This is a genomic window from Pseudomonas sp. BRM28 (genome assembly GCF_002939405.1).
GTDB classification, from domain to species: Bacteria; Pseudomonadota; Gammaproteobacteria; order Pseudomonadales; family Pseudomonadaceae; genus Aquipseudomonas; species Aquipseudomonas palmensis.
The window spans coordinates 4,432,431-4,456,645 of sequence record NZ_PEFV01000001.1 but is presented as its reverse complement, the minus strand read 5'-3'; the positions used below and the strand labels follow the sequence as shown (position 1 = coordinate 4,456,645).

The 24,215-nt window shown below is 66.3% G+C and carries 6 protein-coding genes and 3 pseudogenes; 5 read left to right on the top strand and 4 right to left on the bottom strand.

Annotation, left to right across the window (positions count from 1 at the left end):
* The first annotated feature begins 256 nt into the window (after positions 1–256).
* The 4 genes and pseudogenes from CR917_RS28215 to CR917_RS28205 all read left to right on the top strand — a co-directional run.
* Complete coding sequence (locus tag CR917_RS28215) at positions 257–514, top strand: AMP-binding protein (RefSeq protein WP_104572894.1); 258 nt, start codon at positions 257–259, stop codon at positions 512–514.
* A pseudogene (locus CR917_RS28210) lies at positions 493–1,085 on the top strand (AMP-binding protein); the annotation flags it as partial. The gene CR917_RS28215 and the pseudogene CR917_RS28210, both read left to right, overlap by 22 nt.
* A 24-nt stretch (positions 1,086–1,109) precedes the next feature.
* Positions 1,110–10,678: pseudogene (locus tag CR917_RS20825) on the top strand (amino acid adenylation domain-containing protein); the annotation flags it as partial.
* A pseudogene (locus CR917_RS28205) lies at positions 10,664–11,194 on the top strand (AMP-binding protein); the annotation flags it as partial. The pseudogenes CR917_RS20825 and CR917_RS28205, both read left to right, overlap by 15 nt.
* Here CR917_RS28205 and CR917_RS27810 read toward each other — a convergent pair.
* From CR917_RS27810 to CR917_RS20810, 3 genes are all read right to left on the bottom strand, one after another.
* Complete coding sequence (locus CR917_RS27810) at positions 11,173–18,198, bottom strand: non-ribosomal peptide synthetase (protein WP_104572893.1); 7,026 nt, start codon at positions 18,196–18,198, stop codon at positions 11,173–11,175. The pseudogene CR917_RS28205 and the gene CR917_RS27810 sit on opposite strands and share 22 nt — an antisense overlap.
* Positions 18,199–18,318: 120 nt before the next feature.
* Entirely contained in the window at positions 18,319–19,968 is a 1,650-nt protein-coding gene (locus CR917_RS20815) for a cyclic peptide export ABC transporter (RefSeq protein WP_104572892.1), read from the bottom strand.
* 139 nt (positions 19,969–20,107) lie between these two features.
* Positions 20,108–20,986, bottom strand: coding sequence for a formylglycine-generating enzyme family protein (locus CR917_RS20810; protein WP_104572891.1), 879 nt, complete (start codon positions 20,984–20,986; stop codon positions 20,108–20,110).
* Positions 20,987–21,175: 189 nt separating this feature from the next.
* On the opposite strand from CR917_RS20810, the gene CR917_RS20805 reads away from it, so the two are divergent.
* Positions 21,176–22,807, top strand: a complete 1,632-nt coding sequence (locus CR917_RS20805; protein ID WP_104572890.1) for a PvdJ/PvdD/PvdP-like protein — start codon at positions 21,176–21,178, stop codon at positions 22,805–22,807.
* A gap of 12 nt (positions 22,808–22,819) precedes the next feature.
* Here CR917_RS20805 and CR917_RS20800 read toward each other — a convergent pair whose 3' ends face one another.
* Entirely contained in the window at positions 22,820–24,211 is a 1,392-nt protein-coding gene (locus tag CR917_RS20800; protein WP_104572889.1) for an efflux transporter outer membrane subunit, read from the bottom strand.
* Between the last annotated feature and the right edge of the window lie 4 nt (positions 24,212–24,215).

Below are 24,215 nucleotides of genomic sequence, written 5' to 3'. Positions count from 1 at the left end.
GCCACTGGACCCGGCGTACCCCGAGGACCGCCTGGCCTACATGATGGAGGACAGCGGCCTGAGTGTGGTGCTGGCCCAGTCGCACCTGCAACTGCCAGTTCCGCAAGGCGTGCGCACGTTGCTGCTGNGGACAGCGGCCTGAGCGTGGTGCTGGCCCAGTCGCACCTGCAACTGCCAGTTCCGCAAGGCGTACGCACGTTGCTGCTGGACGATGACTTCACTGGTTATGCCGCCAGCAACCCAGGCCTGACGCTTNGTGGTGCTGGCCCAGTCGCACCTGCAACTGCCAGTTCCGCAAGGCGTGCGCACGTTGCTGCTGGACGATGACTTCGGCGCCTTCGCCACGCACAACCCGGCACTCTCGCTGGACCCTGCCAACCTGGCCTACGTGATCTACACCTCCGGCTCCACCGGCAAGCCCAAGGGCGCGTTGCTCGCGCACCACAACGTGCTACGCCTGTTTGCCGCCACCGAACACTGGNCTCGCTGGACCCTGCCAACCTGGCCTACGTGATCTACACCTCCGGCTCCACCGGCAAGCCCAAAGGCGCGTTGCTCGCGCACCACAACGTGCTACGCCTGTTTGCCGCCACCGAACACTGGTTCGCCTTCGGGCCGAGTGACGTGTGGAGCCTGTTCCACTCCTATGCCTTCGACTTCTCGGTGTGGGAGATCTTTGGTGCGCTGCTGTATGGCGGCAGGCTGGTCATCGTGCCGCAGGCCACCAGCCGGGCACCGGAAGAGTTCTTCCAGTTGCTGTGCGAGCAGGGGGTCACCGTACTCAACCAGACGCCATCGGCGTTCAAACAGCTGATGCAGGTGGCCTGTGCCCCCGCCAATGCAGCAGCCAAACCCGCCCTGCGCTACGTGGTATTCGGTGGCGAAGCCCTCGACGTGCATAGCCTGCGCCCTTGGTTCGAGCGCTTTGGCGATCAGCAGCCGCAACTGATCAACATGTACGGCATCACCGAGACCACGGTGCACGTCACTTACCGTCCTGTGTCGCTGGCCGATCTGGCCGGCGATGCGGCAAGCCCGATTGGCGAGCCGATCCCGGACCTGTCGTGGTACCTGCTCGATGCCGACCTGAACCCGGTGCCCAAANGCAGCCGCAACTGATCAACATGTACGGCATCACCGAGACCACGGTGCACGTCACTTACCGTCCGGTGTCGCTGGCCGATCTGGCCGGCGATGCGGCAAGCCCCATCGGCGAGCCGATCCCGGACCTGTCGTGGTACCTGCTCGATGCCGACCTGAACCCGGTGCCAAAAGGCGCCATCGGCGAGCTGTATGTGGGCCAGGCCGGCCTGGCGCGTGGTTATCTAAAGCGTGCCGATCTCACCGCCACGCGCTTCGTGCCCGATCCGTTCTCGTCCCGCGGCGAGCGCCTGTACCGCACGGGCGACCTGGCGCGTTATCGCCAGGATGGCATCGTCGAATACGTCGGCCGCATCGACCATCAGGTCAAGATTCGCGGTTTCCGCATCGAGCTGGGTGAAATCGAGGCACGTCTGGCGCAACAGGCCGCCGTGCGCGAAGCGCTGGTGCTGGCGGTGGACGGGCCGAGCGGCCAGCAACTGGTGGGTTATGTACTGCCCCACGATAACGCCGCCGACCCCACGGCCCTGCGGGAAGAACTGAAAACCCGACTCAAGGCCGAACTGCCGGACTACATGGTGCCCACGCACCTGTTGTTCCTGGAGCAATGGCCGCTGACGGCCAACGGCAAGCTCGACCGCCGCGCCCTGCCGGCCCCGGATGCGAGCCTGTTGCAGCGTGAGTATCTGGCGCCGCAGACCGAGCTGCAGCAGCGCATCGCCGCCATCTGGCAGCAGGTGCTGGGCTGCGCGCAGGTCGGCCTGGCCGACAGCTTCTTCGAGCTCGGGGGGCACTCGCTGCTGGCCACCCAGGTGATCGTGCGCCTGCGCGAGCAGCTGGGACTGGAGGTACCGCTCAAGGACCTGTTCATTGCCGAGGATCTGCTGGCGTTCAGCGCCAGCGTGCAAGCCTTGCAGGTCGACACCCAGCCGGTGGAGGACGAATTGGCTAAATCTTTGGCTGCCCTCAAACGTTTATCAGCTGAAGAGCTCGAGAAGCTGATTTCATAACCAGGAGTAGTGGCGTGCAAGAATTGATCGGGGCGGTGGGCGAGCTGTCACCAAGGGAGCGCAAGGCCTTGGCGATAATGCTCAAACAGAAGGGCATCAACCTTTTTGGCATTGCCCCGGTATTCAAGCGAAAACCCGAAGAGCCGCTGTTGCTGTCGTACGCCCAGGAACGCCAGTGGTTCCTCTGGCAGTTGGACCCCGATAGCGCGGCCTATCACCTGTCCAGCGCGCTGTCGCTGGACGGCGATCTGAACGTCGAGGCCCTGGAGCGCAGCTTTGCAGCGCTGCTGGAGCGTCATGAAGCGCTGCGCACCACCTTTGTCCAGCACGCCGAGCAGACCCTGCAGCAGATTGCCGAGCACGTGCCGTTCAGCCTTGGCCGGGCGACCCTGGCCAATGCCGACGCGGCGGCGATCAAGGCCTTCGTCGAGGCGCAGACGCGCAGCCTGTTCGACCTGCAGCAGGGCCCGCTGGTGCGTGCCACGCTGCTGCAGGTGAGTGCGACGCAGCATGTGCTGGTGATCGTGCAGCACCATATCGTTTCCGACGGCTGGTCGATGCAGATCATGGTCGACGAACTGATGCGCCTGTATGCCGCCCATAGCCAGGGCCGGACCCTGGAGCTGCCCGCCCTGAAGATCCAGTATGCCGACTACGCCCTGTGGCAGCGCCAATGGATGGAGGCCGGCGAACGTGACCGCCAACTGGCCTACTGGACCGCGCAACTGGGGGGGGAGCAGCCGGTGCTGGAGCTTCCCCTGGACCGCACCCGTCCGGCCGAGCAGAGCTTCAGGGGCGCGCAACTGGGTATCGAGTTGCCCGTCGAACTGGGTGCAGGGCTCAAGCGCCTGGCCCAGGCCGAGGGCGTGACCCTGTTCATGCTGCTGCTGGCTTCGTTCCAGACCCTGCTGCACCGCTACAGCGGCCAGCCCGACATTCGCGTGGGCGTGCCGGTGGCCAACCGCAACCGGGTCGAGACCGAAGGCCTGATCGGGTTCTTCGTCAATACGCAGATCCTCAAGGCGCAGTTCGATGCGCCCCTGACGTTTCGCGCGCTGTTGCAGCAGGTACGCCAGTGCGTGCTGGCTGCGCAGGACCACCAGGACCTGCCCTTCGAGCAACTGGTGGACGCGTTGCAGCCGCAGCGCAACCTGAGCCATAACGCGCTGTTCCAGGTGATGTACAACCACCAGGGCGAGGCCCAGGGCAACCCGGCGGCGCAACTGCCGGGCCTGACCCTGGCGCCGCTGCACTGGGACAACCCCACCGCGCAGTTCGACCTGACCCTCAACACCTACGACAACCCTGAAGGCCTGGCGGCAGCGCTGACCTACGCCACCGACCTGTTCGAGGCAAGCACCGCCGCGCGCATGGGCCGGCACTGGCTGAACCTGTTGCAGGCGATCCTCGCCAACCCGGCCGGGCGCATCGACGAGTTGCCCCTGCTGGGCCCGGCCGAGCAGCAGGCAACCCTGCGCCAGTGGAATGGCCAGCCCCGTGCGTTCCCGGTCACACAGTGCCTGCACCAGATGATCGAGGCCCAGGTCGAGCGGACGCCGCAGGCGATTGCGCTGTGCTGCGGCGAGGCCCGGCTCAGCTATGGCGAACTCAACGAGCGTGCCAACCGTCTGGCCCACCGCCTGATCGAACAGGGCGTGGGCGCCGATGTGCGGGTCGGCCTGGCGGTCGAGCGCAGCCTGGAGATGCTGGTGGGGCTGCTGGCCATCCTCAAGGCCGGCGGTGCCTATGTGCCGCTGGACCCGGCCTACCCGAGCGAGCGCCTGGCCTACATGATCGAGGACAGCGGCATCGGTCTGCTGCTGACCCAGCCATCGCTGCTGGCGCAGTTGCCGCTTGACGGCGGTGTGCAGTGCCTGTTGCTGAGCGACGATACAAGCGGCTACAGCCCGCACAATCCACAGGTGGTGCTGACCCCGGCCAACCTGGCCTACGTGATCTATACCTCGGGCTCCACCGGCAAGCCCAAGGGCACCTTGCTTGCCCATCACAACGTGCTGCGCCTGTTCGCCGCCACCGAGCACTGGTTCGCGTTCGGCCCGGACGATGTGTGGAGCCTGTTCCATTCCTACGCCTTCGACTTCTCGGTGTGGGAGATCTTCGGCGCGTTGCTGTATGGCGGGCGCCTGGTGGTGGTGCCACATGATGTCAGCCGCTCGCCGGAGGACTTTCATGCCTTGCTGCTCAAGGAGGGTGTCACGGTACTCAACCAGACCCCTTCGGCCTTCAGTCAGTTGATGCAGGTGGCCTGTGCGCCCGAGTACGCCGGCGCACGCAACGCCTTGCGCCACGTGGTGTTCGGTGGCGAGGCGCTGGAGGTGAAGAGCCTGCGCCCGTGGTTCGAGCGCTTCGGCGACCGGCAGCCGCAATTGACCAATATGTACGGCATCACCGAAACCACGGTACATGTGAGCTACCGTCCGCTGCGCCTGGCAGACCTGGCGGGGGAGGCCGGCAGCCCGATCGGCGAGGCGATCCCGGACCTGTCCTGGTACCTGCTCGACCGCGCGCTCAACCCGGTGGCCAGGGGCTGCATCGGTGAGTTGTACATCGGCCAGGCGGGTCTGGCGCGTGGTTACCTCAATCGCGGCGACCTGACGGCCACGCGCTTTGTCCCCGACCCGTTCGGCGCTGCGGGCGAGCGCCTGTATCGCACCGGCGACCTGGCCCGCTATCGCGCCGACGGGGTGATCGAGTACATCGGGCGCATCGACCATCAGGTCAAGATCCGTGGCTTCCGTATCGAGCTGGGCGAGATCGAGGCCAGGCTGCAGGCACTGTCGCAGGTGCGCCAGGCCGTGGTGCTGGCCCAGGCGGGGGCCAGTGGCGCGCAACTGGTCGGCTACGTGGTGCCGCGCACGCCGGGCATCGACCCGGGCGAACTGCGCGAGGCGCTGAAGGCGCAGCTGCGCGAGGACCTGCCCGAGCACATGGTGCCGGCGCACCTGCTGTTGCTCGAGCAGTTGCCGTTGACCAGCAACGGCAAACTCGATCGCAAGGCCCTGCCGCAACCCGATGCCAGCTTGCTGCAGAGCGTCTACGTTGCCCCTCAGAGCGATCTGGAACAGCGCCTGGCGAGCATCTGGCAGGACGTGCTCAAGCTCGAGCAGGTAGGCCTGACCGATAACTTCTTCGAGCTTGGTGGGGATTCGATCATCTCGATCCAGGTGGTCAGCCGTGCACGTCAGGCGGGCATCCGTATCAGCCCCAAGGATCTGTTCCAGCACCAGACCGTGCAAAGCCTGGCCACGGTGGCGCAGGTCGGCACCGCCGGCACCGCGCCGGACCAGGTAGCACTGGTCGGCCCGACACCGCTGCTGCCGATGCAGCAGCTGTTCTTCGACAGTGTGCAGGTGCAGCGTCACCACTGGAACCAATCGGTGCTGCTCAAGCCGTCGCAGGCACTCGACGCATCGCTGCTCGAGCGTGCCTTGCAGGCGGTGGTCGCGCATCACGATGCGCTGCGCTTGCGCTTCGAGCAGCGGGCCGACGGCTGGCACGCCCACGCCGTCGCCGAGCCGGGCACGGCGCTGCTGTGGCATCGCGAGGCGGCGTCGCTGCACGAACTCGACAGTTTGGGCGAGGCCGCGCAGGCCAGCCTGGACCTGCAGCATGGCTCGTTGTTGCGCGGCCTGCTGGTCGACCTGGCGCAGGGCGAGCAGCGCCTGCTGCTGGTGATCCATCACCTGGCGGTGGACGGCGTATCGTGGCGCATCCTGTTCGAGGACCTGCAACAGGCCTACGCCGCCTTGCGTGACGGGCAGGCCGTGCAGCTGCCGCCCAGGACCACATCGATCAGACGCTGGGCGCAGTGGCTCCAGCAGCATGCGCGCAGTGAAGCGGTGCAGGCCCAGCTGGATTACTGGCAGCACCAGTTGCAGGGGGTGGCGCTGGCGTTACCGTGCGAGCACCCGCAAGGCGACCTGAGCAACCGCCAGGCTGCCAGTGTCAGTACGCGCCTGGACCTGGCGCAGACCCGTCAGTTGCTGCAGCAAGCGCCCGCCGCCTACCGCACCCAGGTCAACGACCTGCTGCTGACCGCGCTGGCCCGGGTGCTGACCCGCTGGACGCAGGCCCCGGCAGTGGCGCTGCAACTGGAAGGGCATGGCCGCGAGGAGCTGTTCGAGGACCAGGACCTGACCCGCACCGTGGGCTGGTTCACCAGCGTGTTCCCGCTCAAGCTGACCCCGGCCGCAGGCCTGGGTGACTCGATCAAGGCAATCAAGCAGCAGCTGCGCGCCATCCCCGACAAGGGCATCGGCTTCGGCGCCCTGCGCTACCTGGGCGACGAGGCGGCGCGCCGTGCGCTGGGCGAGCTGCCGACGCCGCGCATCACCTTCAACTACCTGGGCCAGTTCGATGCCAGCTTCGCCGACGCCACCGCGTTGTTCACGCCCTGCGGCGATGCGGCCGGCAACCCGCAAAGCGCCGAGGCGCCGCTGGACAACTGGCTGAGCATCAATGGCCAGGTCTACAAGGGCGAGCTGGAACTGAACTGGACCTTCAGCCGCGCCATGTTCGATACCGCCCGCGTGCAGCGCCTGGCCGATGCTTATGGCCACGAACTGTGCCTGCTGATCGCGCATTGCTGCAGCCCCGAGGCCGGTGGCGTGACGCCGTCGGACTTCCCGCTGGCGGGACTCGAGCAGGCCCAGCTGGATGCCTTGCCGATTGCCGCGCCTACCCTCAAGGACCTCTACCCGCTGTCGCCGATGCAGCAAGGCATGCTGTTCCACAGCCTGTACCAGCAGGACAGTGCCGACTACATCACGCAGATGAGCCTGGAGATCGACGGGCTCGACCCCGTGCGCTTTGCACGCGCCTGGCAGGATGCGGTGGACGCGCACGACATCCTGCGTACCGCATTTCTCTGGCAGCCGCCGCTGCTGCAGCCGTTGCAGGCGGTGCTGCGCCAGGCCACGCTGAGTTTCGAGGTGCACGACTGGCGTGAGCGCGACGACCTGGCACAGGCGGTGGCCGCGCTGGCTGGCAACGAGCGCCGCCGCGGCTTCGAGCTGGGCCACGCGCCGCTGTTGCGCCTGCACCTGGTGCAGAGCGGGGCGCAGCGCTACCACTTGATCTATACCCACCACCACATCCTGATGGATGGCTGGAGCAATTCGCAGTTGCTGGGCGAGGTGCTGCAACGCTATTGCGGGCAGGCACCGCAGGTCGCCGTTGGCAACTACAGCGACTACATCGCCTGGTTGCAGCGTCAGGACCGTCAGCGCAGCGAAGCCTTCTGGGGCGAGCAGTTGCGCGACTTGCAGGAGCCGACACGCCTGGCCCGGGTATCGACGCCTGCCGGAGATGGCTATGCCAATCACTACCTGACCCTGCAGGCCGTCGACACCGGGCGCCTGCAACGCTTTGCCCGTGAACAGAAAGTCACCGTCAATACCCTGCTGCAGGCGGCCTGGCTGTTGCTGTTGCAACGCTATACCGGGCAAGCGTGCGTGGCCTTCGGCGCCACGGTGGCGGGGCGCCCGGCCGAGCTCAAGGGGGTCGAGCAGCATATCGGGCTGTTCATCAACACCTTGCCGGTGGTCGCCAGCCCGCGCCCGGAGCTGACGGTCGGCCAGTGGCTGCAGCAGGTCCAGGCACAGAACCTGAGCCTGCGCGAGCATGAGCACACACCGCTGTTCGAAGTGCAGCGCTGGGCCGGCAAGGGCGGTGAGGCGCTGTTCGACAATATCCTGGTGTTCGAGAACTACCCGGTGGCCGAGGTGCTGGAGCAGGCGGCGCCAGAGGGCCTGCGCTTCGGCGCGATGGAGCAGCACGAACAGACCAACTACCCGTTGACCCTGGCCGTGGGGCTTGGCGACGAACTGTCGTTGCACATGAGCTACGACCTGGCGCACTTCGCACCGGCCACGATCGAGCAGATCGCCGCGCAGCTGGGCCACCTGCTGCTGGCCATGCCCTCGGCGGCTGATCGGCCCCTGGGCACATTGGCGCTGATGGAGCAGGCCGAGCAGCGCGAGGTGCTGGCCGAATGGAACCCGGCGCCTGCGCAGTTCGCCAGCCAGCGCTGCCTCCATGAACTGATCGAAGCCCAGGCTGCGCGTGCGCCGAGCTCCATCGCGCTGACCCTGGGTGACGCCCAGCTCAGCTACCGCGAACTCAACGAGCGCGCCAACCAGATGGCCCATGCGTTGATTGCCCAGGGCATCGGGCCGGAGGTGCTGGTGGGCCTGGCCTGCGAGCGCAGCCTGGAAATGGTGGTCGGTCTGCTGGCGATCCTCAAGGCTGGCGGCGCCTATGTGCCACTGGACCCGGCGTACCCCGAGGACCGCCTGGCCTACATGATGGAGGACAGCGGCCTGAGCGTGGTGCTGGCCCAGTCGCACCTGCAACTGCCAGTTCCGCAAGGCGTNGGCGAGCCGATCCCGGACCTGTCGTGGTACCTGCTCGATGCCGACCTGAACCCGGTGCCCAAAGGCGCCATCGGCGAGCTGTATGTGGGCCAGGCCGGCCTGGCGCGTGGTTATCTCAAGCGTGCCGATCTCACCGCCACGCGTTTCGTGCCCGATCCGTTCTCGGCCCGCGGCGAGCGCCTGTACCGCACGGGCGACCTGGCGCGTTATCGCCAGGATGGCATCGTCGAGTACGTCGGCCGCATCGACCATCAGGTCAAGATTCGCGGCTTCCGCATCGAGCTGGGTGAAATCGAGGCACGTCTGGCGCAACAGGCTGCGGTGCGCGAGGCGCTGGTGCTGGCGGTGGACGGGCCGAGCGGCCAGCAGTTGGTGGGCTACGTCGTGCCGCAGGACGCCAGTGCCGAGCACACCCAATTGCGTGATCAACTCAAGGCCGGGCTCAAGGCCGAACTGCCGGACTACATGGTGCCCACGCACCTGTTGTTCCTGGAGCAATGGCCACTGACGGCCAACGGCAAGCTCGACCGCCGCGCCTTGCCGGCGCCGGATGCGAGCCTGCTGCAGGCCGAATACGTGGCGCCGCAGGGCGAACTTGAACAACAGATCGCCGCCCTCTGGCAACAGATGCTCGGCTGCGAGCGTATCGGCCGTACCGACGATTTCTTCGAGCTGGGCGGGCATTCGCTGCTGGCTACCCAAGTAATCTCGCGGGTGCGTCAGGTGCTGGGCTTCGACGTGGCCTTGCGCACGCTGTTCGAACACAGTCGCCTGGCGGATTTCGTCGCCACGCTGGATGCATTGAAGCGCATTGACGAGCCTGCGCTGGTCGCGGTCGAACGCGGCGTGCCGCTGCCGCTGTCCTACGCCCAGGAGCGCCAGTGGTTCCTCTGGCAGCTGGACCCGCAGAGCAGTGCCTATCACCTGCCGGCGGCCCTGCGCCTGCGCGGGCCGCTGGATGTGCCGGCGTTGCAGCGCAGCTTCGATGCGCTGGTTGCGCGGCATGAGCCGTTGCGCACCCGGTTCGTCCAGGTGGACGCCCATGTCAGGCAGGTCATAGACCCAGCGGCGCCGCTGCCTATCGACTTCGAGGTGCTGGCGCATGTGGCTGATCGCACGGCGCAGATCCAGGCTAGTGTCGCGGCTGAAAGCAGCCGCCTGTTTGCCCTGGACCAGGGGCCGCTGCTGCGGGTCAAGCTGCTGCGCCTGGCCGAGGACGACCATGTACTGGTGCTCACCCAGCACCATATCGTCTCGGACGGCTGGTCGATGCAGGTGATGATCGACGAACTGATCCGTCGCTACGGCGCTGGCATCAGCGCTCAGGAACTGGTGCTGCCGGAACTGCCGATCCAGTACGCCGATTTCGCCCAGTGGCAGCGTCAGTGGCTGGAGGCAGGCGAGCGCGAACGTCAGTTGCGCTACTGGCTGGAGCAACTGGGGGGCGAGCAGCCGACGCTGCAGTTGCCCACCGACCGTGCCCACCCCGCCCAGCGCAGTTTCCACGGCGCCAGGCGCGATGTGGCGTTGGACGCCGGTCTGACACGCGGGCTGCTGCAACTGGCCCGCGAGTGCGGGGTTACCCCGTTCATGCTGTTGCTGGCCTCGTTCCAGGCGCTGCTGCACCGCTATAGCGGCCAGGACGATATTCGTGTCGGAGTGCCGGTGGCCAACCGCAACCGCCTGGAAACCGAGGGCCTGATCGGCTTCTTCGTCAACACCCTGGTACTCAAGGCTCATGTGAGCGGGCGACAGGCGTTCACTGTGCTGCTGGAGCAGGTGCGCCAGGCCACCCTGCAGGCTCATGCGCACCAGGACCTGCCGTTCGAGCAATTGGTGGAGGCGCTGCAGCCGGGCCGCAACCTGGGGCGCAGCCCGTTGTTCCAGGTGCTGTTCAACTACCAGGCGCAAACCCGAAACGGGCAGGGGCTGCAGCCGTTCCCGCACCTGCAGGTGGAGGCGTTGCAGTGGGATACCCATACCGCACAGTTCGACCTGTCGCTGGAGGTGTTCGAGCGTGAGGAGGGCATAGCGGCTTCGCTGACCTTTGCCACCGACGTGTTCGAGGCCCACACCATCGAACAGATGCTGGGGCACTGGCAGAACCTGCTGCGCGCCATCGTCGAGCGTCCGCAACAGCGCGTCGGTGAACTGCCGTTGCTCGACGCCCGCGAGCAACAGGCCAATCTCCAGCAATGGAACCCGGCGCCTGCGCAGTTCGCCAGCCAGCGCTGCCTCCATGAACTGATCGAAGCCCAGGCTGCGCGTGCGCCGGGCTCCATCGCGCTGACCCTGGGTGACACCCAGCTCAGCTACCGCGAACTCAACGAACGCGCCAACCAGATGGCCCATGCGTTGATTGCCCAGGGCATCGGGCCAGAGGTGCTGGTGGGCCTGGCCTGCGAGCGCAGCCTGGAGATGGTGGTCGGCCTGCTGGCGATCCTCAAGGCCGGCGGCGCTTATGTGCCACTGGACCCGGCGTACCCCGAGGACCGCCTGGCCTACATGATGGAAGACAGCGGCCTGAGCGTGGTGCTGGCCCAGTCGCACCTGGGTTTGCCAACGCCGGCCGGGGTGCGCACGTTGCTGCTGGACGATGACTTCACTGGTTATGCCGCCAGCAACCCAGGCCTGACGCTTGACCCGGCCAACCTGGCCTATGTGATCTATACCTCCGGCTCCACCGGCAAACCCAAGGGCGCGTTGCTCGCGCACCACAACGTGCTACGCCTGTTTGCCGCCACCGAACACTGGGTCACGTCGATGGCGGCTTCGGTAGGGCCATACAGGTTGTACAGGCCGGCGTTCGGCAACTTGGCGAACACCTGCTGCTGCGCGTCCACCGGCAGGGCCTCGCCGCTGCAGACGATGCGGGTGAGGCTGGTGCAGCGCGGCACACCGGCATCCAGCAGGAAGGCCTGCAGCATCGACGGTACGAAGTGCAGGGTGCTGACCTGGTGCTGGTTGATCAGCGCTACCAGCCTGGCCGGGTCGCGGTGGTCGCCAGGAGCAGCGACCACAAGGCGCGCACCGGTCATCAGCGGCCAGAAGAACTCCCACACCGACACGTCGAAGCTGAACGGGGTCTTCTGCAGTACCGTGTCGCTGGCGTCCAGAGCGTAGGCCTGCTGCATCCAGCACAGGCGGTTGGTGAGTGCGCTGTGGCGGTTGCCGGCGCCCTTGGGATTGCCGGTGGAACCGGAGGTGTAGATGACGTAGGCCAGGTTCTCCGGGTGCAGGGCAATGTCCGGGTTGCTCTGGGCGTGCTCGCTCAGGTCCAGCGTGTCCAGGGCCAGCAGCGGTAGGCCTTCGGGCACCGGCAACTGTGCCAGCAGGTGCTGCTGGGTCAGCAGCAGGGCGATGCCGCTGTCGTCGAACAGGTAGCCCAGGCGCTCGTGCGGGTATTCCGGGTCCAGCGGCACGTAGGCGCCACCGGCCTTGAGGGTCGCCAGCAGGGCGACGACCATCTCGATGCTGCGTTCCATGGCGATGCCGACCAGCACGTCGGGGCCGACACCGCGTGCAATCAGCGCATGGGCGAGCTGGTTGGCACGGCTGTTGAGTTCGACATAGCTCAGGTGCTGCCCGCCGAACACCAGGGCCGGGGAGCCGGGGTTCCGCTCGACCTGGTCTTCGATCAGCTGGTGCACGCAGCGTTCGAGCGGGTATTCGGTGCTGGTGGCGTTCCACGCCTGGACGACCTGCTGGCGTTCGATCGGCGCGAGCATCTCCAGCTCGCCCAGGTGCTGGCGGGGGTTGTCGCGCATGCGTTCGAGCAGGTTGAGCAGGTGCTCGCCGATGGCCTGCACGCCCGCGTCGCTGAAATGCTGTCGCGAATAGCTGGCATGCAGCAGCAGCGAGTCGCCAGCACTGATGGCCAGGGTCAGCGGGTAGTTGGTCTGTTCGTGATAGTCGACTGCACCGAATGTCAGCCCGGCGGGCGCCTCCTGTTCCAGGGCTTCGGCCACCGGGTAGTTCTCGAACACCAGGATGTTGTCGAACAGTGCCTCGCCCTGTTGACCGGACCAGCGCTGGATATCGCTCAGCGCGGTGTGTTCGTGCTCACGCAGGCCAAGGTTGATTTCCTGCACCTGCTGCAGCCAGCTGGCCACGCTGACGTCGGGGCGCGGGCTGGCGATGACCGGCAGGGTATTGATGAACAGGCCGATCTGCTGTTCCACGCCCGCGATATCAGCCGGGCGCCCGGCCACGGTGGCCCCGAAACATACGCAGCGCTGGCCGCTGTACTGTTGCAGCACTACCAGCCAAGCGGCTTGCACGAGGGTGTTGAGGGTAACTTTCTGCTGGCGTGCGAAGTCGTTGAGGCGTTGAGTGCGTGGCGCATCCAGGCTCAGGTAGCAGGCGCCATGGCCCTGCGCCGGCGTGCTGTTGACGACCGAATGCGCGAGCCGGGTGGGCTCCTCCAGGTCGGCCAGTTGAGTGTGCCAGTAGGCCTGGTCAAGTACGGCGTCCTGACGGCCGAGCCAGTCGATGTAGTCGCGGTAGCGGCCTGGCGGGGTAGCGAGGGCCTGGCCGCTGTAGCGTTGCAACACTTCGCCGAGCAACTGCGAGGTGCTCCAGCCATCCATCAGGATGTGGTGGCTGGTATGGATCAGGTGATAGTGCCCAGGTGCGGTGCACACCAGCACAAGCCTGAACAGCGCAGCCTTGTCCAGCGCCAGGTCCTGTTGCAGCTGCTCGGCGGCCAGTGCGTCGAGCGCGCCCGGCAGGTCAGCGCGTTGCTGCCAGTCGAGCAGGCTGAACGGCACGCGCATCTGCCTGTACACCGCCTGCAGTGGCTGCGCCATTTCGCCTTGCCAGAGGAACACCGTGCGCAGGCTGTCGTGTCGGTCGACGGCGGCCTGCCAGGCTTCGGCGAATGCCTGGGGGTCCAGGCCGCTGATGTCCAGGCGCATCTGGTTGATGTAGCTGCGACCGTCCAGGTCGTGGGCTTCCTGCTCGTAGAGTGTATGGAACAGCATGCCTTGCTGCAGCGGCGACAGCGGATAGAGGTCGTCAATCAATGCCAGGTCGATCGGCAGGGCATCCAGTTGCGCCTGGTCGAGCCCGGCCAGCGGGAAGTCCGACGGGGTAGCGCCCTGATTCAGGCTGTCACAGCAGTGGTCGATCAGTGCGCCGAGCTCTGCGACATAGTCCTCTGCCAGACGCTCTATCACCTGCGGGGCGAAGCGGTTCTGGTCATAGGTCCAGCTCAGGCTCAACTCGCCGGCGTACACCTGGCCATTGATGCTCAGCCAGTTGCTCAGCGGGGCATCGGCGTGTTTCTCGGCACCTGCCGCTTCGCTGGCCGGTATCAGCAGCGGTTGCTGGGTGTCATCGAAGCTGGTGTCGAACTGGCCGAGGTAGTTGAAGGTGATACGTGCATCTGGCAGCGCCTGCAACACCTCGCGCACGGCTCGCTCGCCCAGGTAGCGCAGGGCACCGAAACCGATGCCTTTGTCGGGTATGCCACGCAGTTGCTCCTTGACCTGCTTGATGGTGGCCTGCAGGTCATGTCCCGCCGACAGCCGGAGCGGGAAGGCACTGGTGAACCACCCCACGGTACGGGTGAGGTCCAGCCCTTCACTCAGCTCTTCGCGGCCATGCCCTTCGAGCTGGATGAGGTTGTCGGCCTGTCCGGTCCAGCGTGCGAGTACTCGGGCCAGCGCGCTGAGCAGCAGGTCGTTGACCTGGGTGCGGTAGGCCGCAGGAGCCTGTTGCAGCAGGCGACGCGTGCGTTCGCTGTCCAGGTGCGAGTCGAGCAGCGCGACCTGTGCCGGTGCGCCCATGGCGCTCCGGGCATCGGGCAGGTCGGCTGCGATGGCCTGGTGCTGGTCCAGCCAGTAGTCCAGCTCGCCGATGGCCTGGCCCCTGGCATGCTCGCGCAGCGCCTGGGCGAAGGCCTGCAGCGAACTGGTACGGGCCGGCAATTGGGGGGGCTGGCCAGCCAGGCACTGCTGGTAGGCGCTTTGCAGGTCATCAAACAGGATGCGCCAGGAAACCCCGTCGATCACCAGGTGGTGGGCTACCAGTAACAGGCGTTGACGCCCATCGGCCAGGCTCACCAGCAGCGCGCGCAGCAACGGGCCGTGTTCGAGGTCCAGGCTGCGCTGGGCGCGTTCGCACAACTGCTCCAGTTCGCGATCATCGCACGCCACCGCTTGTAGCAGGGCGTTGTGGGCGTCCGCAGGCGCGCGGTAGACGCTGTTCCAGCCCTGTGCCTGCTGGGTGAAACTCAGGCGCAATGCGTCGTGGTGGTTGATCAGGGTGTTCACTGCCTGTTCCAGCACAGCGGCATCGAGTGGCTGCCCGGCCGGCTTGAGCAGGACCGACTGGTTCCAGTGATGACGTGATGGCACCGGCGTATCGAAGAATGCCTGCTGAATCGGCAGCAGCGCGACCGTGCCGCTGGCCGGCCCCTGGTCGATGTGTGCAACCGGGTCGTCGAACTGTGCGACCTGGGCCAGCCCCTGCACGGTCTGGTGCTGGAACAGCTGTTTGGGAGTAAAGCGAATGCCAGCCTGACGGGCGCGGCTGACCACCTGGATGGAGACGATCGAGTCGCCACCCAGTTCGAAGAAGTTGTCGTTCAAGCCGATGTTCGGCTGCTTGAGCACTTCCTGCCAGAGCATCGCGATCTGGCGTTCCATGGCGCTTTGCGGGGCCGCGTACCGGTAGCCGGTGGGCGCGGTGTCGGGCATAGGCAAGGCCTTGCGGTCGAGCTTGCCGTTGCGTGTCAGGGGCAGGCCGTCGAGCAGCAGCAAGTGGGCCGGTACCATGTAGGCCGGCAGTTGCTGTTTGAGCCCGGCGATCAGGGCCTGGCGCAACTGGTCCTGCGCCTGAGCATCGGGCAAAGGCCGGGTGGCCACCACATAGGCCACCAGGCGCTGGCTGCCCAGGTAGTCCGGGGCCAGTACCACGGCTTCGGCCACCTGGGGCTGTTGCAGCAGGCGTGCCTCGATCTCGCCCAGTTCGATGCGCAGGCCGTGCAGCTTGATCTGGTGGTCGATGCGGCCGACATAGTCGATCACGCCGTCGTCGCGATAGCGGGTCAGGTCGCCACTGCGGTACAGGCGCTCGCCGTGTCCGGCGAAGGGGTCTGGCACGAAGCGTTCGGCGGTCAGCCCGGGCCGGGCGTGGTAGCCGCGGGCCAGGGCCACGCCACCGATCAGCAGCTCGCCACTGACGCCGATGGCGCAGGGGTTCAGCTCGTGGTCGAGCAGGTGGGTGCGCAGGTTGCTGATTGGCTGGCCGATGGGGACGATGGCGCCGTCGGGCGTGGCCGGCACGCTGTAGCAGCACGTGTCGATGGTGGCTTCGCTGGGCCCGTAGAGGTTGTAGATACGGGCGTCGCTGACGCTGCGCAGTTGCTGCACCAACGCCGGGCTCAGCGCTTCGCCGCCCAGCAGGATTGCCCGCAGGCTGGCCAGTGATGTGCGCTCGGCCTGGCCCATCAGGGCTTGCAGCAGCGAAGGCGCGGCTTGCAGAACGGTGATGCGCTGGGCCTGCACTTCGGGCCACAGCAGCGACATGTCGTCGTTCAGTTCAGGGCCAGCCAGCACCAGTTGCGCGCCGTTGAGCAACGGCAGCCAGAACTCCCAGACCGAGGCATCGAAGCTGAACGCGGTTTTTTGCAGCACCCGGTCCTGGGCCTGCAATTGCAGGGTCTGCTGCATCCACAGCATGTGGTTGGTGAGTGCGCCATGACGAACCTGCACACCCTTGGGGCGACCGGTGGAGCCGGAGGTGTAGATGATGTAGGCCAGGTTGTCCGCGTCGACCACTGGCGTCGGGTTGCTGTCGGCATACCCCTGCAGTTCGTTGTCGGCCTGCTCCAGCAGCATGACCGGCAGGGCCTCGGGCAGCAGCAGGCCAGGGTGCACCGATGCCTGGGTCAACAGCAGTGCAATGTCGCTGTGCTCGATCATGTAGGCCAGGCGATCCTGCGGGTAGCCGGTGTCCAGCGGCACATAGGCGCCCCCGGCCTTGAGCACGCCCAGCAGCCCGATCACCATCTCCAGGCTGCGCTCGCACGCAATGCCCACGCCGACCTCTGCACCTACGCCCAGCTCCAGGAGCTTGTGCGCCAGGCGGTTGGCGCGCTGGTTGAGTTGACGATAGGTGAGAGCGGCACTGCCCAGGCGTACGGCGACGGCATCCGGGGTGGCGTGCGCCTGACGTTCGAACAGGGTCTGCAGGTTGGCATGCGCGCCGAAGTCCGTGGCTGTGGCGTTCCAGGTGTGGAGGGCCATCTGCTGTTCGGCACGCTCGAGCATTGGCAGCTCGCCCAGGCGCAGTTGAGGCGTTTCGACAAGCCCCTGAAGCAGGTGCTGCCAGTGGCCGGCCAGACGCTCGATGGTCTGTGGCAGGAACAGTGCGGTGCTGTAGCTGAACGTGGCGTCGATCTGCTGCTGGCTGTAGTCGATCTCCAGCGACAGGTCGAACTTGGCCTGCTGCTGCTCGACACCGAGAAATTCCACCTCCAGGCCATCCAGGCGCAGTTGTGCTGCGTCCTGGTTGGCCACGCGCCAGTTGAACAGCGTCTGGAACAGCGGGTTGGCCTGGGTGCTGCGTTGCAGTTGCAGGTCTTCCAGAATCAGCTCGATGGGGTAGTCGGCGTGCTCCAGTGCGGCCAACGACTGTTCGCGCAGGCGTTGAAGAAATTCGGCGACGGGTTGCGCGCCGTCGAGTCGGGCACGGTACACCTGGCTGCTGACGAAGAAGCCGACCAGCGCCTGTGTCTGGCCCTGGCTGCGGGTTGCATTGGGCACGCCGACGGTGAAGTCGTGCTGGCCGGTATAGCGACCCAGCAGCAGTTGCCAGGCACCCAGCAGCACGATGAAGGGTGTCAGCCCCTGTTGCTGGCAGAACCGCTGCAGGGCGCTGCCCAGCGAGGCCGGCAGGGTAAGGCAATGGTTGCCGACGAGGTGTAGCTGGTCTGGTGCATGCGGCCTGTCGAAGGGCAGGTCCAGGCTCGGCAGCTCGCCGTCGAGCACTTGCTTCCAATGGGCGGTCGCGCGTTCGTGGGCGGCGCTGAGCGGGTACTGCTGGCGCTGCCAGTGCGCGTAGTCGGCGTATTGGATCGACGGCCGCTGCAGGCCACCGGGCAGGCCTGCCTGCGCTTGCGCAAAGGCTTGGGCCAGGTCCTGCAGCAGGATCGCATTGGACCAGGCATCGGACACGATGTGGTGCATGTTCAGCAGCAGCACGTGCTCGCTGGCACCGGTACGCAACAGCGTGCCGCGAATCAGAGGCGCCTGGCTCAGGTCGAACGGTTGGGCCAGGTCGGCGTCATGGTGCCGGCGTATGGCTGCGTCGCGCTCGGTGGCGGGCAGTTCGCCCAGGTTGTGCCGTGCAAGTATCAGTCGCGCCTGGCGGTCGACCTGCTGCTGCGCCAGGTTGTCGATTTCGACGAAGCGGGTGCGCAGGATATCGTGCTTGTCGATCACTGCATTCAACGCCTGCTCCAGCGCGTCGGCGTTCAGCGGACCGTTCAGGCGCAGTGCGCGAGGCAGGTTGTAGGCACAGCTCTGCGGGTCGAACTGCTGCAGGAACCAGAGGCGCTGCTGAGCGAAGGACAAGGCGCCATGCGAGGGTGCGCAACCGGCCTTGATCACGTGTTCGGAGCCGGCTTCGTCGGCCAGCAGCAGGGCCAGCAGGTCGTCGTCGGAGGGGTGGTTCATCTGATTCATGTCGATCTCGTCGCCGTCGGCAGAAATTGAGCGTTGTCAGGAAGACGAAGGGCGACGAATGCGATTTAGTTGCAAAGGCGGGCAGCGGCGAGCGGCGGTGCGCTCGCCGGTTCAAGGCGTTCAGGCGAAGACTTTTTCGCTGACCACACGACCGCCGTGCATGCGCACCAGTTGGTCGGCCACGTCGAAATAGCGGTCGTCGTGGGAGATCACGATGATGGTCTTGCCCAGGCGTTTGAGATCGGGCAGCAGCTCGGTGTAGAAGATCCGGCGGAAGGTCGGATCCTGGTCGGCGGCCCACTCGTCGAACACCAGCACCGGGCGCCCGTCGAGCCATGCATTGACCAGGGCCAGGCGCTTGCGCTGGCCGGTGGACAGGTCGGTGGTGGTGAAGGCGCCGTCGCGCACGCTGACCTTGTGCGCGATCTCCAGGCGTTCCAGGTACTGCGCGGCATCGTCGGGCAAGGCGCCTTCGCGCTGCACCAGTTCGTCGAACAGGAAGTAGTCGGCAAAGATGGTGGTGAACAGCTGGCGGTAATCGTCCAGGCCAGGCGCATCAACAGCCTTGCCGTTGAGCAGCACCATGCCCTGTTGCGGCGTGTACAGGCCCAGCAGCAGCTTGATCAGGGTGGTCTTGCCGCAGCCGTTCTCGCCGACGATGAACAGGATCTCGCCGGGCTCGATGTTCAGGTTGACCGGCCCCAGGCGGAAGGGCGCGGCGCCGGGTGCCGCCGGGAAGCTGTATTGAACGTCGCGCATTTCCAGGCCCTCGAAGGCGCCTGCGGGCTTTTCTGCAGCGCTGAGCAGCAGGTGTGGCTCGGGCGAGGAGAAGCGCTCGGCCAGGTCGGCGATGCGGCGGAAGGCGATTTGCGCCCGGCTGATGATCGGGATGTTGCCGATCAGGTTCTCCAGTGGGCCTTTCATGTACAGCAGTACCAGCACGAAGCCGCTCAGCGCGGTGGGGTTGCTGGCCGGCCAGAACGCCTGCAGGGCCAGGGCCAGGCCGATGACCACGAAGAACAGCATCGAACCCAGGCTCTTGGCGATCACGAAGATGTTGATGGCGCGTACATGGGTATCGCAGATGAAGTCGGCGGTGCCCTGGATGTTGCGGGTGAACATGGCGTGGCGGCGTGGGCGGTGGATGCGCAGTTCCTTGGCGCCCTCGGCGATTGCCTGGTAGTGCTTCTGCAGGTTGTCCTCGGCGTCGCGCGCGGCATGGAAACCCTTGACGCCGCGGCGCTGGGCAAAGAACTGCACCGCCGAACCGATGCCGATGGCGATCAGGGTCATCAGGCAGATCGGCCAGGACAGCATCGCCAGGTAGCCCAGGCAGCCGATCACCACGGTCAGCGAGATGGCCAGTGGCGCGAACGAAAAGGCGAAATCGCTGATGGTGTCGACGTCGTGGGTCAGCACCGGGATCAGGCGGTGGGTACGGTAGCGCTCGATCTGCTCGATCGGTGCGGCGAGCACCTTGGCGCCCAGGTCCTTGCGCAGCTTGGCGATGATTTTCTGGCCGACGTAGTTGCTGCCGATATCGGCCACGATGGTGCTGAGCAGGGCCAGAACGCATAGCCCGGTAAACGCCAGGACCACGCCCTTGCCCATGCCGCCGGCATCGTGCAGGCCCTGGTTGACGGTGGCCAGCAGGGCGGTGACGCTCAGGCCTCCGACGATACCCAGCGCGATCGAGGCGATCACGATGGCGCGGTAAGGCCTGAGCAGGCTGAAGAGTTCGCGAATGGCGCTACGCGGTGCTGCGGTCATGAAACTACCTCGGTCGCGACGTGGCTACGTGCTAAGGGCGAGTGGACCCGCGCACGGCGGGCTGTCTGAAACTGGACGAGTGGATACGCGGGGGATTTAGTGAGGGCGCCGGCGCGGCACCGGCGCCCTGGCCGGTCGGCTACAGGTCGCGCATCACACGAAAGCCCAGCCAGTCGCCGGCGTTGTCCGAACAGCGGTCGTTGCGGTTGCCTGAGCGCGAGAAGATCGGCGCTTCGGTCCAGTCGTTGCCGCGGATGTGCCGGTAGTCGCAGGTGGGGTCGCTCGGCTTGGGGTCGATCCAGGCGCTGCCATCGGTGGGTGCGCCGACGTAATCGTCATGCACGCTGTCGGCGACCCATTCGTAGACGTTGCCGTGCATGTCGTACATGCCGAAGGCGTTGGGGGGGAAGCTGCCCACCGGGGCGGTGAAGCTGAAGCCGTCTTCAGGCCCGTAGGTGTTGGCATGCCTGGCGATGCTGTATTCCTTGCCTTCGTCGAAGGGGAACGGGAAGGGGCCGGTGCTGCCGGCACGTGCGGCGTACTCGCGTACCGACTCGCTGAGCATGCGGTAGGGCTTGCCGGTCTTGTTCGACAGCCAGTCGATGTAGCGCTGCGCTTCGTGCCAGGTCATGCAGACGGCGGGGTGACGCGCGGTGGTCGGGTAGCTGGGGTTGCCGGCGCTGCATTTGCGGCCGGGGCGGTCATCGGCGTCGGGCATCTTGTAGCCGGTGTCGCGCAGAAATGCCTGCCACTGGCCGATGGTCACGGTGAAGCGGCTGACGGCAAATGGCTTGCTGAAGGTCACCTGGTGCAGCGGGCCTTCGTCGGGCTGGCGGCCGACTTCGTCATCAGGGGTGCCCATGGTAAAGCTGCCGCTGGGCAGCACGACCATTTCAGGGCAGTCCTTGCAGTCCTGGAACACCTCGCCCGGGGGCGGTACGGCGGCGTGTGCGGCGGGCATCAGGCAGGCGAGCAGGGCACCAAGGGCCAGTGCGTTGCGCCAGGGGGTCGGGATCATCTGGGGTCTCCATGAGGGGCGGATCGCTGCACGCAGGCAGGGACGGTACGCGGTGTGCTCCCCAGGAAGAACGAGCGCAGGGCCGATTAATTTATCCGGCACCGGGTGTGGCGCCGACACTAAATTTAACCTTCAAGCCTACGTCCTAGCTTGGATAAAGCCTGCTTCCAGGCTGATACAGGTAGGGCAATGACGATATCTCGACGAGGATTTGTCGCAGGCCTGGCACTGACCGGTGCTGCGGTGCCTGCTGCGTTGTACGCGCACAAGGAACTGACGCGACCCGAGCATCCGGTTACCCCGGGGGAAGCCAGGGTCGAGCTGCCGGATACGGCAGGACGCCAGTTGGCCGATCAGTTGCGCGGGGTGTGGAGCCTGCGCCTGGAAGGGCGCGATGCGGGACTGGACGGCCTGGCCACGCATGACCTGGAGGTGTTCATCGACATTGCACCGCGCGGGCGCGCGGTTCGCGGTTTCATCGACACCGCGCAGGCCCTGCGTGCCCCCGCGGCCCCGCGCTACAGCCTGCTGGGCGACCTGGCCACGCCGGGAGCGGGGGAGCTGACGTGGCGCCTTTTCGATCGGGAGCAGGGGCTGCAGCAACCGGTCTACGAATTGAGCATGGTGCTGGATGAGGTGTGGGGTGAATTTGCCAACGCCGGCAGCGGCACGCTTACCGGGCGCATTGCGCGCCTGGACCGCAGCCTTGCCCTGGTACAGCAGGACAACCGTTTTGTCGCCACCCGCAAGCTGTTCCCGGAAGCACGCGAGCGCATCGGCTTGCAGCCGGCCCTGCTGAACTGGCTGATTTCCGACGAGCACAGGTTGTTTCACCAACTCTGGCACGCTTCGCGTGACCAGTGGCACTCGTTACCCGAAGACAAGCGCAATGCTCTGCGCGGGCTTGGCTGGCAGCCCGGAACGCGCGAGCGCGAGCGCGATGCGCGGGGGCCGACCAAGGACCGCAATGGCTCCGGGGTGGATTTTCTGTTCATGCATCGACACATGCTGCAGACCGCGCGGGGGTTGCAGGACCTGCCTTCCTGGCCGCGCTTTCCGGCGCCACAGCCGGAGCTTGAACGCGACCGCCTGGGCTTTGCGCGCTACTTCGACAACCATGACGGCTGTGCGGTGCCGCCAACCTGGCTGGCGCCGGGGGATGCCGAGTACACCCAGTGGGTCAGTGACATCAAGAGTGCCGAGACCTACCACAGCAATTTCGAGGTATGGGAGTCGCAGTACCGCGACCCGCGTTACCTGTCGCGCCTGACCCTGGGGCAGTTGGGCTCGGAGATGGAGCTGGGCCTGCATGACTGGCTGCACATGCGCTGGGCGTCGGTGCCGCGTGACCCGTCCAACGGTGCGCCAGTACCCATGGCGCGTGACCTGGACGACTTCTCGGCGCGTTGGTATGGGCCCGAAAACGACTTTCTCGGCGATCCGTTTTCCTCCCATGTGAACCCTGTATTCTGGCTGTTCCATGGCTGGATCGATGACCGTATCGAAGACTGGTTCCGCGCCCACGAACGCTTCCACCCCGGCCAGGTGACGCGTAACCGGGTCAATGGCGTACCGTGGTTCGCCAAGGGGCGCTGGGTCGATATCAGGCAGCCCTGGCTGGGCCCTGTGACCCATGGTTGCAGCACCACGCCAGGCCTGCAGCCGGGCAAGAGCGTGGAGATGGACCCGGAGACCATGAAGCTGGCGCTGCGGGTGATCGTCGCCAATACCAAGGACAAGCAGCGTTTCAAGGGGTTGCTGCGCCGGGTGCCGCAACGCCCCTGGTACGCGCGTCACCTGGTGGTCACGCGTCGCACCTGAGGGCAGGTGCAGTCATTGCACCTGCCACCCCCCTCCCACAGCCTTGTACAGGGCGATGCTGGCCTGCAGTCGCTGCAGATGCAGCAGCACGGCCTCGTCCTGGCTTTCGTACAGGCTGCGTTGCGCTTCCAGTACATTGAGCAGCAATTCGGCGCCTGCCTCGTAGCGTGTGCGTGCAATGTCGAAGGCCTGCTGGGCCTGGCTCAGCTCGACGCGCTGCCATTGGCGCTGGCGATCGAGGCCGTCGATGCTGTTGAGGGCCTTTTCGACATCGGCAAATGCGTTGATCAGTTCGCCGCGGTATTTTTCCAGCAGTTCCTGCTGCACGGCGGTGGCCTTGTCGCGTTCGGCGCCGAGCCGCCCATTGTTGAAGATCGGCGCACTGAGGCCGGCCGCCAGGCTGTAGAACGGGTTGCGCAGCACGTCGGCGGCGACGTTGGCGCCGGAGCCCAGGCCGGCAGTCAGGGTCAACTTGGGCAGCATTGCGGCGCGCGCCACCTGCACGTCGGCCTTGGCCGCTGCCAGGCGAGCCTCGGCCGCGGCGATGTCTGGCCGGCGGCTGAGCAGGTCGCTGGGCAACCCGGCATCGATGCCAGGGGCGGCGATGCGGTTGAAATCGCTGGCGTGCAGGGTGAGGGCCTGCACCGGCTTGCCCAGCAATGCGGCCAGGGTGATGCGGGCCTCGGTGGCCTGCTGGCGCAGCAACGGCAGCCGTCGCTGTTGCGCAGCGACCAGTACTTGCTGCTGGGCCAGCTCCAGTGCAGTTGCCGAGCCCGCGTTGTACTTGGCGCGTACCACCTCCAGTACCTGCTGGGCGTTGGCCAGGTTGAGGCTGGCGATACGCTGCTGTTCGTCCAGGGCCAGGGCCTGCAGGTAGAAGCTGGCCACGTTGCTGAACAGGGTCAGGGTGACGGTAGCCTGGTCGAACTCGCTGGCCTTGAGGGTCTGCTCGGCACTGTCGCGTGCCGCCGCATTGCCGCCCCAGAAGTCGACCTCGTAGCTGGCGTTGAAGCTGGCGCTGTAGCTGACCGATTCTCGGTCGTTGGTGCTGCTGGAGGTGCCGTAGCCGTTGTGGTGCATCTGTTTTTCGCGATTGCCGGCCAGGGCTGCGCCAACTTCGGGCAGCAGCGTGCCGCCAGCGATGGTGCGCGCCGCACGGGCCTGGCGCACGCGGGCGATGGCAGCGGCAATGTCGTAGCTGCCGCTGTCGGCCTGTGCGATCAGTTGGTCGAGTTCGGGACTGGCAAAGCTGCGCCACCAGGCGCGGTTGCTGTCGCGCACCGCCTGGGTGTTGGCTGACTGCCACTGTTGTGGCGGGGCAAACCCGATGTCAGGCGGGGTGGGTGGAGTGCTGCAGGCACTGAGCAGCAGGGCCAGGCTCAATGCGCTCAAGAGCGGTTTCATCGGA

Excerpts from the sequence above, each read along its gene's own strand:
- CR917_RS27810 (WP_104572893.1), bottom strand. The coding sequence starts at position 18,198 with ATGAATCAGATGAACCACCCCTCCGACGACGACCTGCTGGCCCTGCTG.
- CR917_RS20815 (WP_104572892.1), bottom strand. The coding sequence starts at position 19,968 with ATGACCGCAGCACCGCGTAGCGCCATTCGCGAACTCTTCAGCCTGCTC.
- CR917_RS20810 (WP_104572891.1), bottom strand. The coding sequence starts at position 20,986 with ATGATCCCGACCCCCTGGCGCAACGCACTGGCCCTTGGTGCCCTGCTC.
- CR917_RS20805 (WP_104572890.1), top strand. The coding sequence starts at position 21,176 with ATGACGATATCTCGACGAGGATTTGTCGCAGGCCTGGCACTGACCGGT.
- CR917_RS20800 (WP_104572889.1), bottom strand. The coding sequence starts at position 24,211 with ATGAAACCGCTCTTGAGCGCATTGAGCCTGGCCCTGCTGCTCAGTGCC.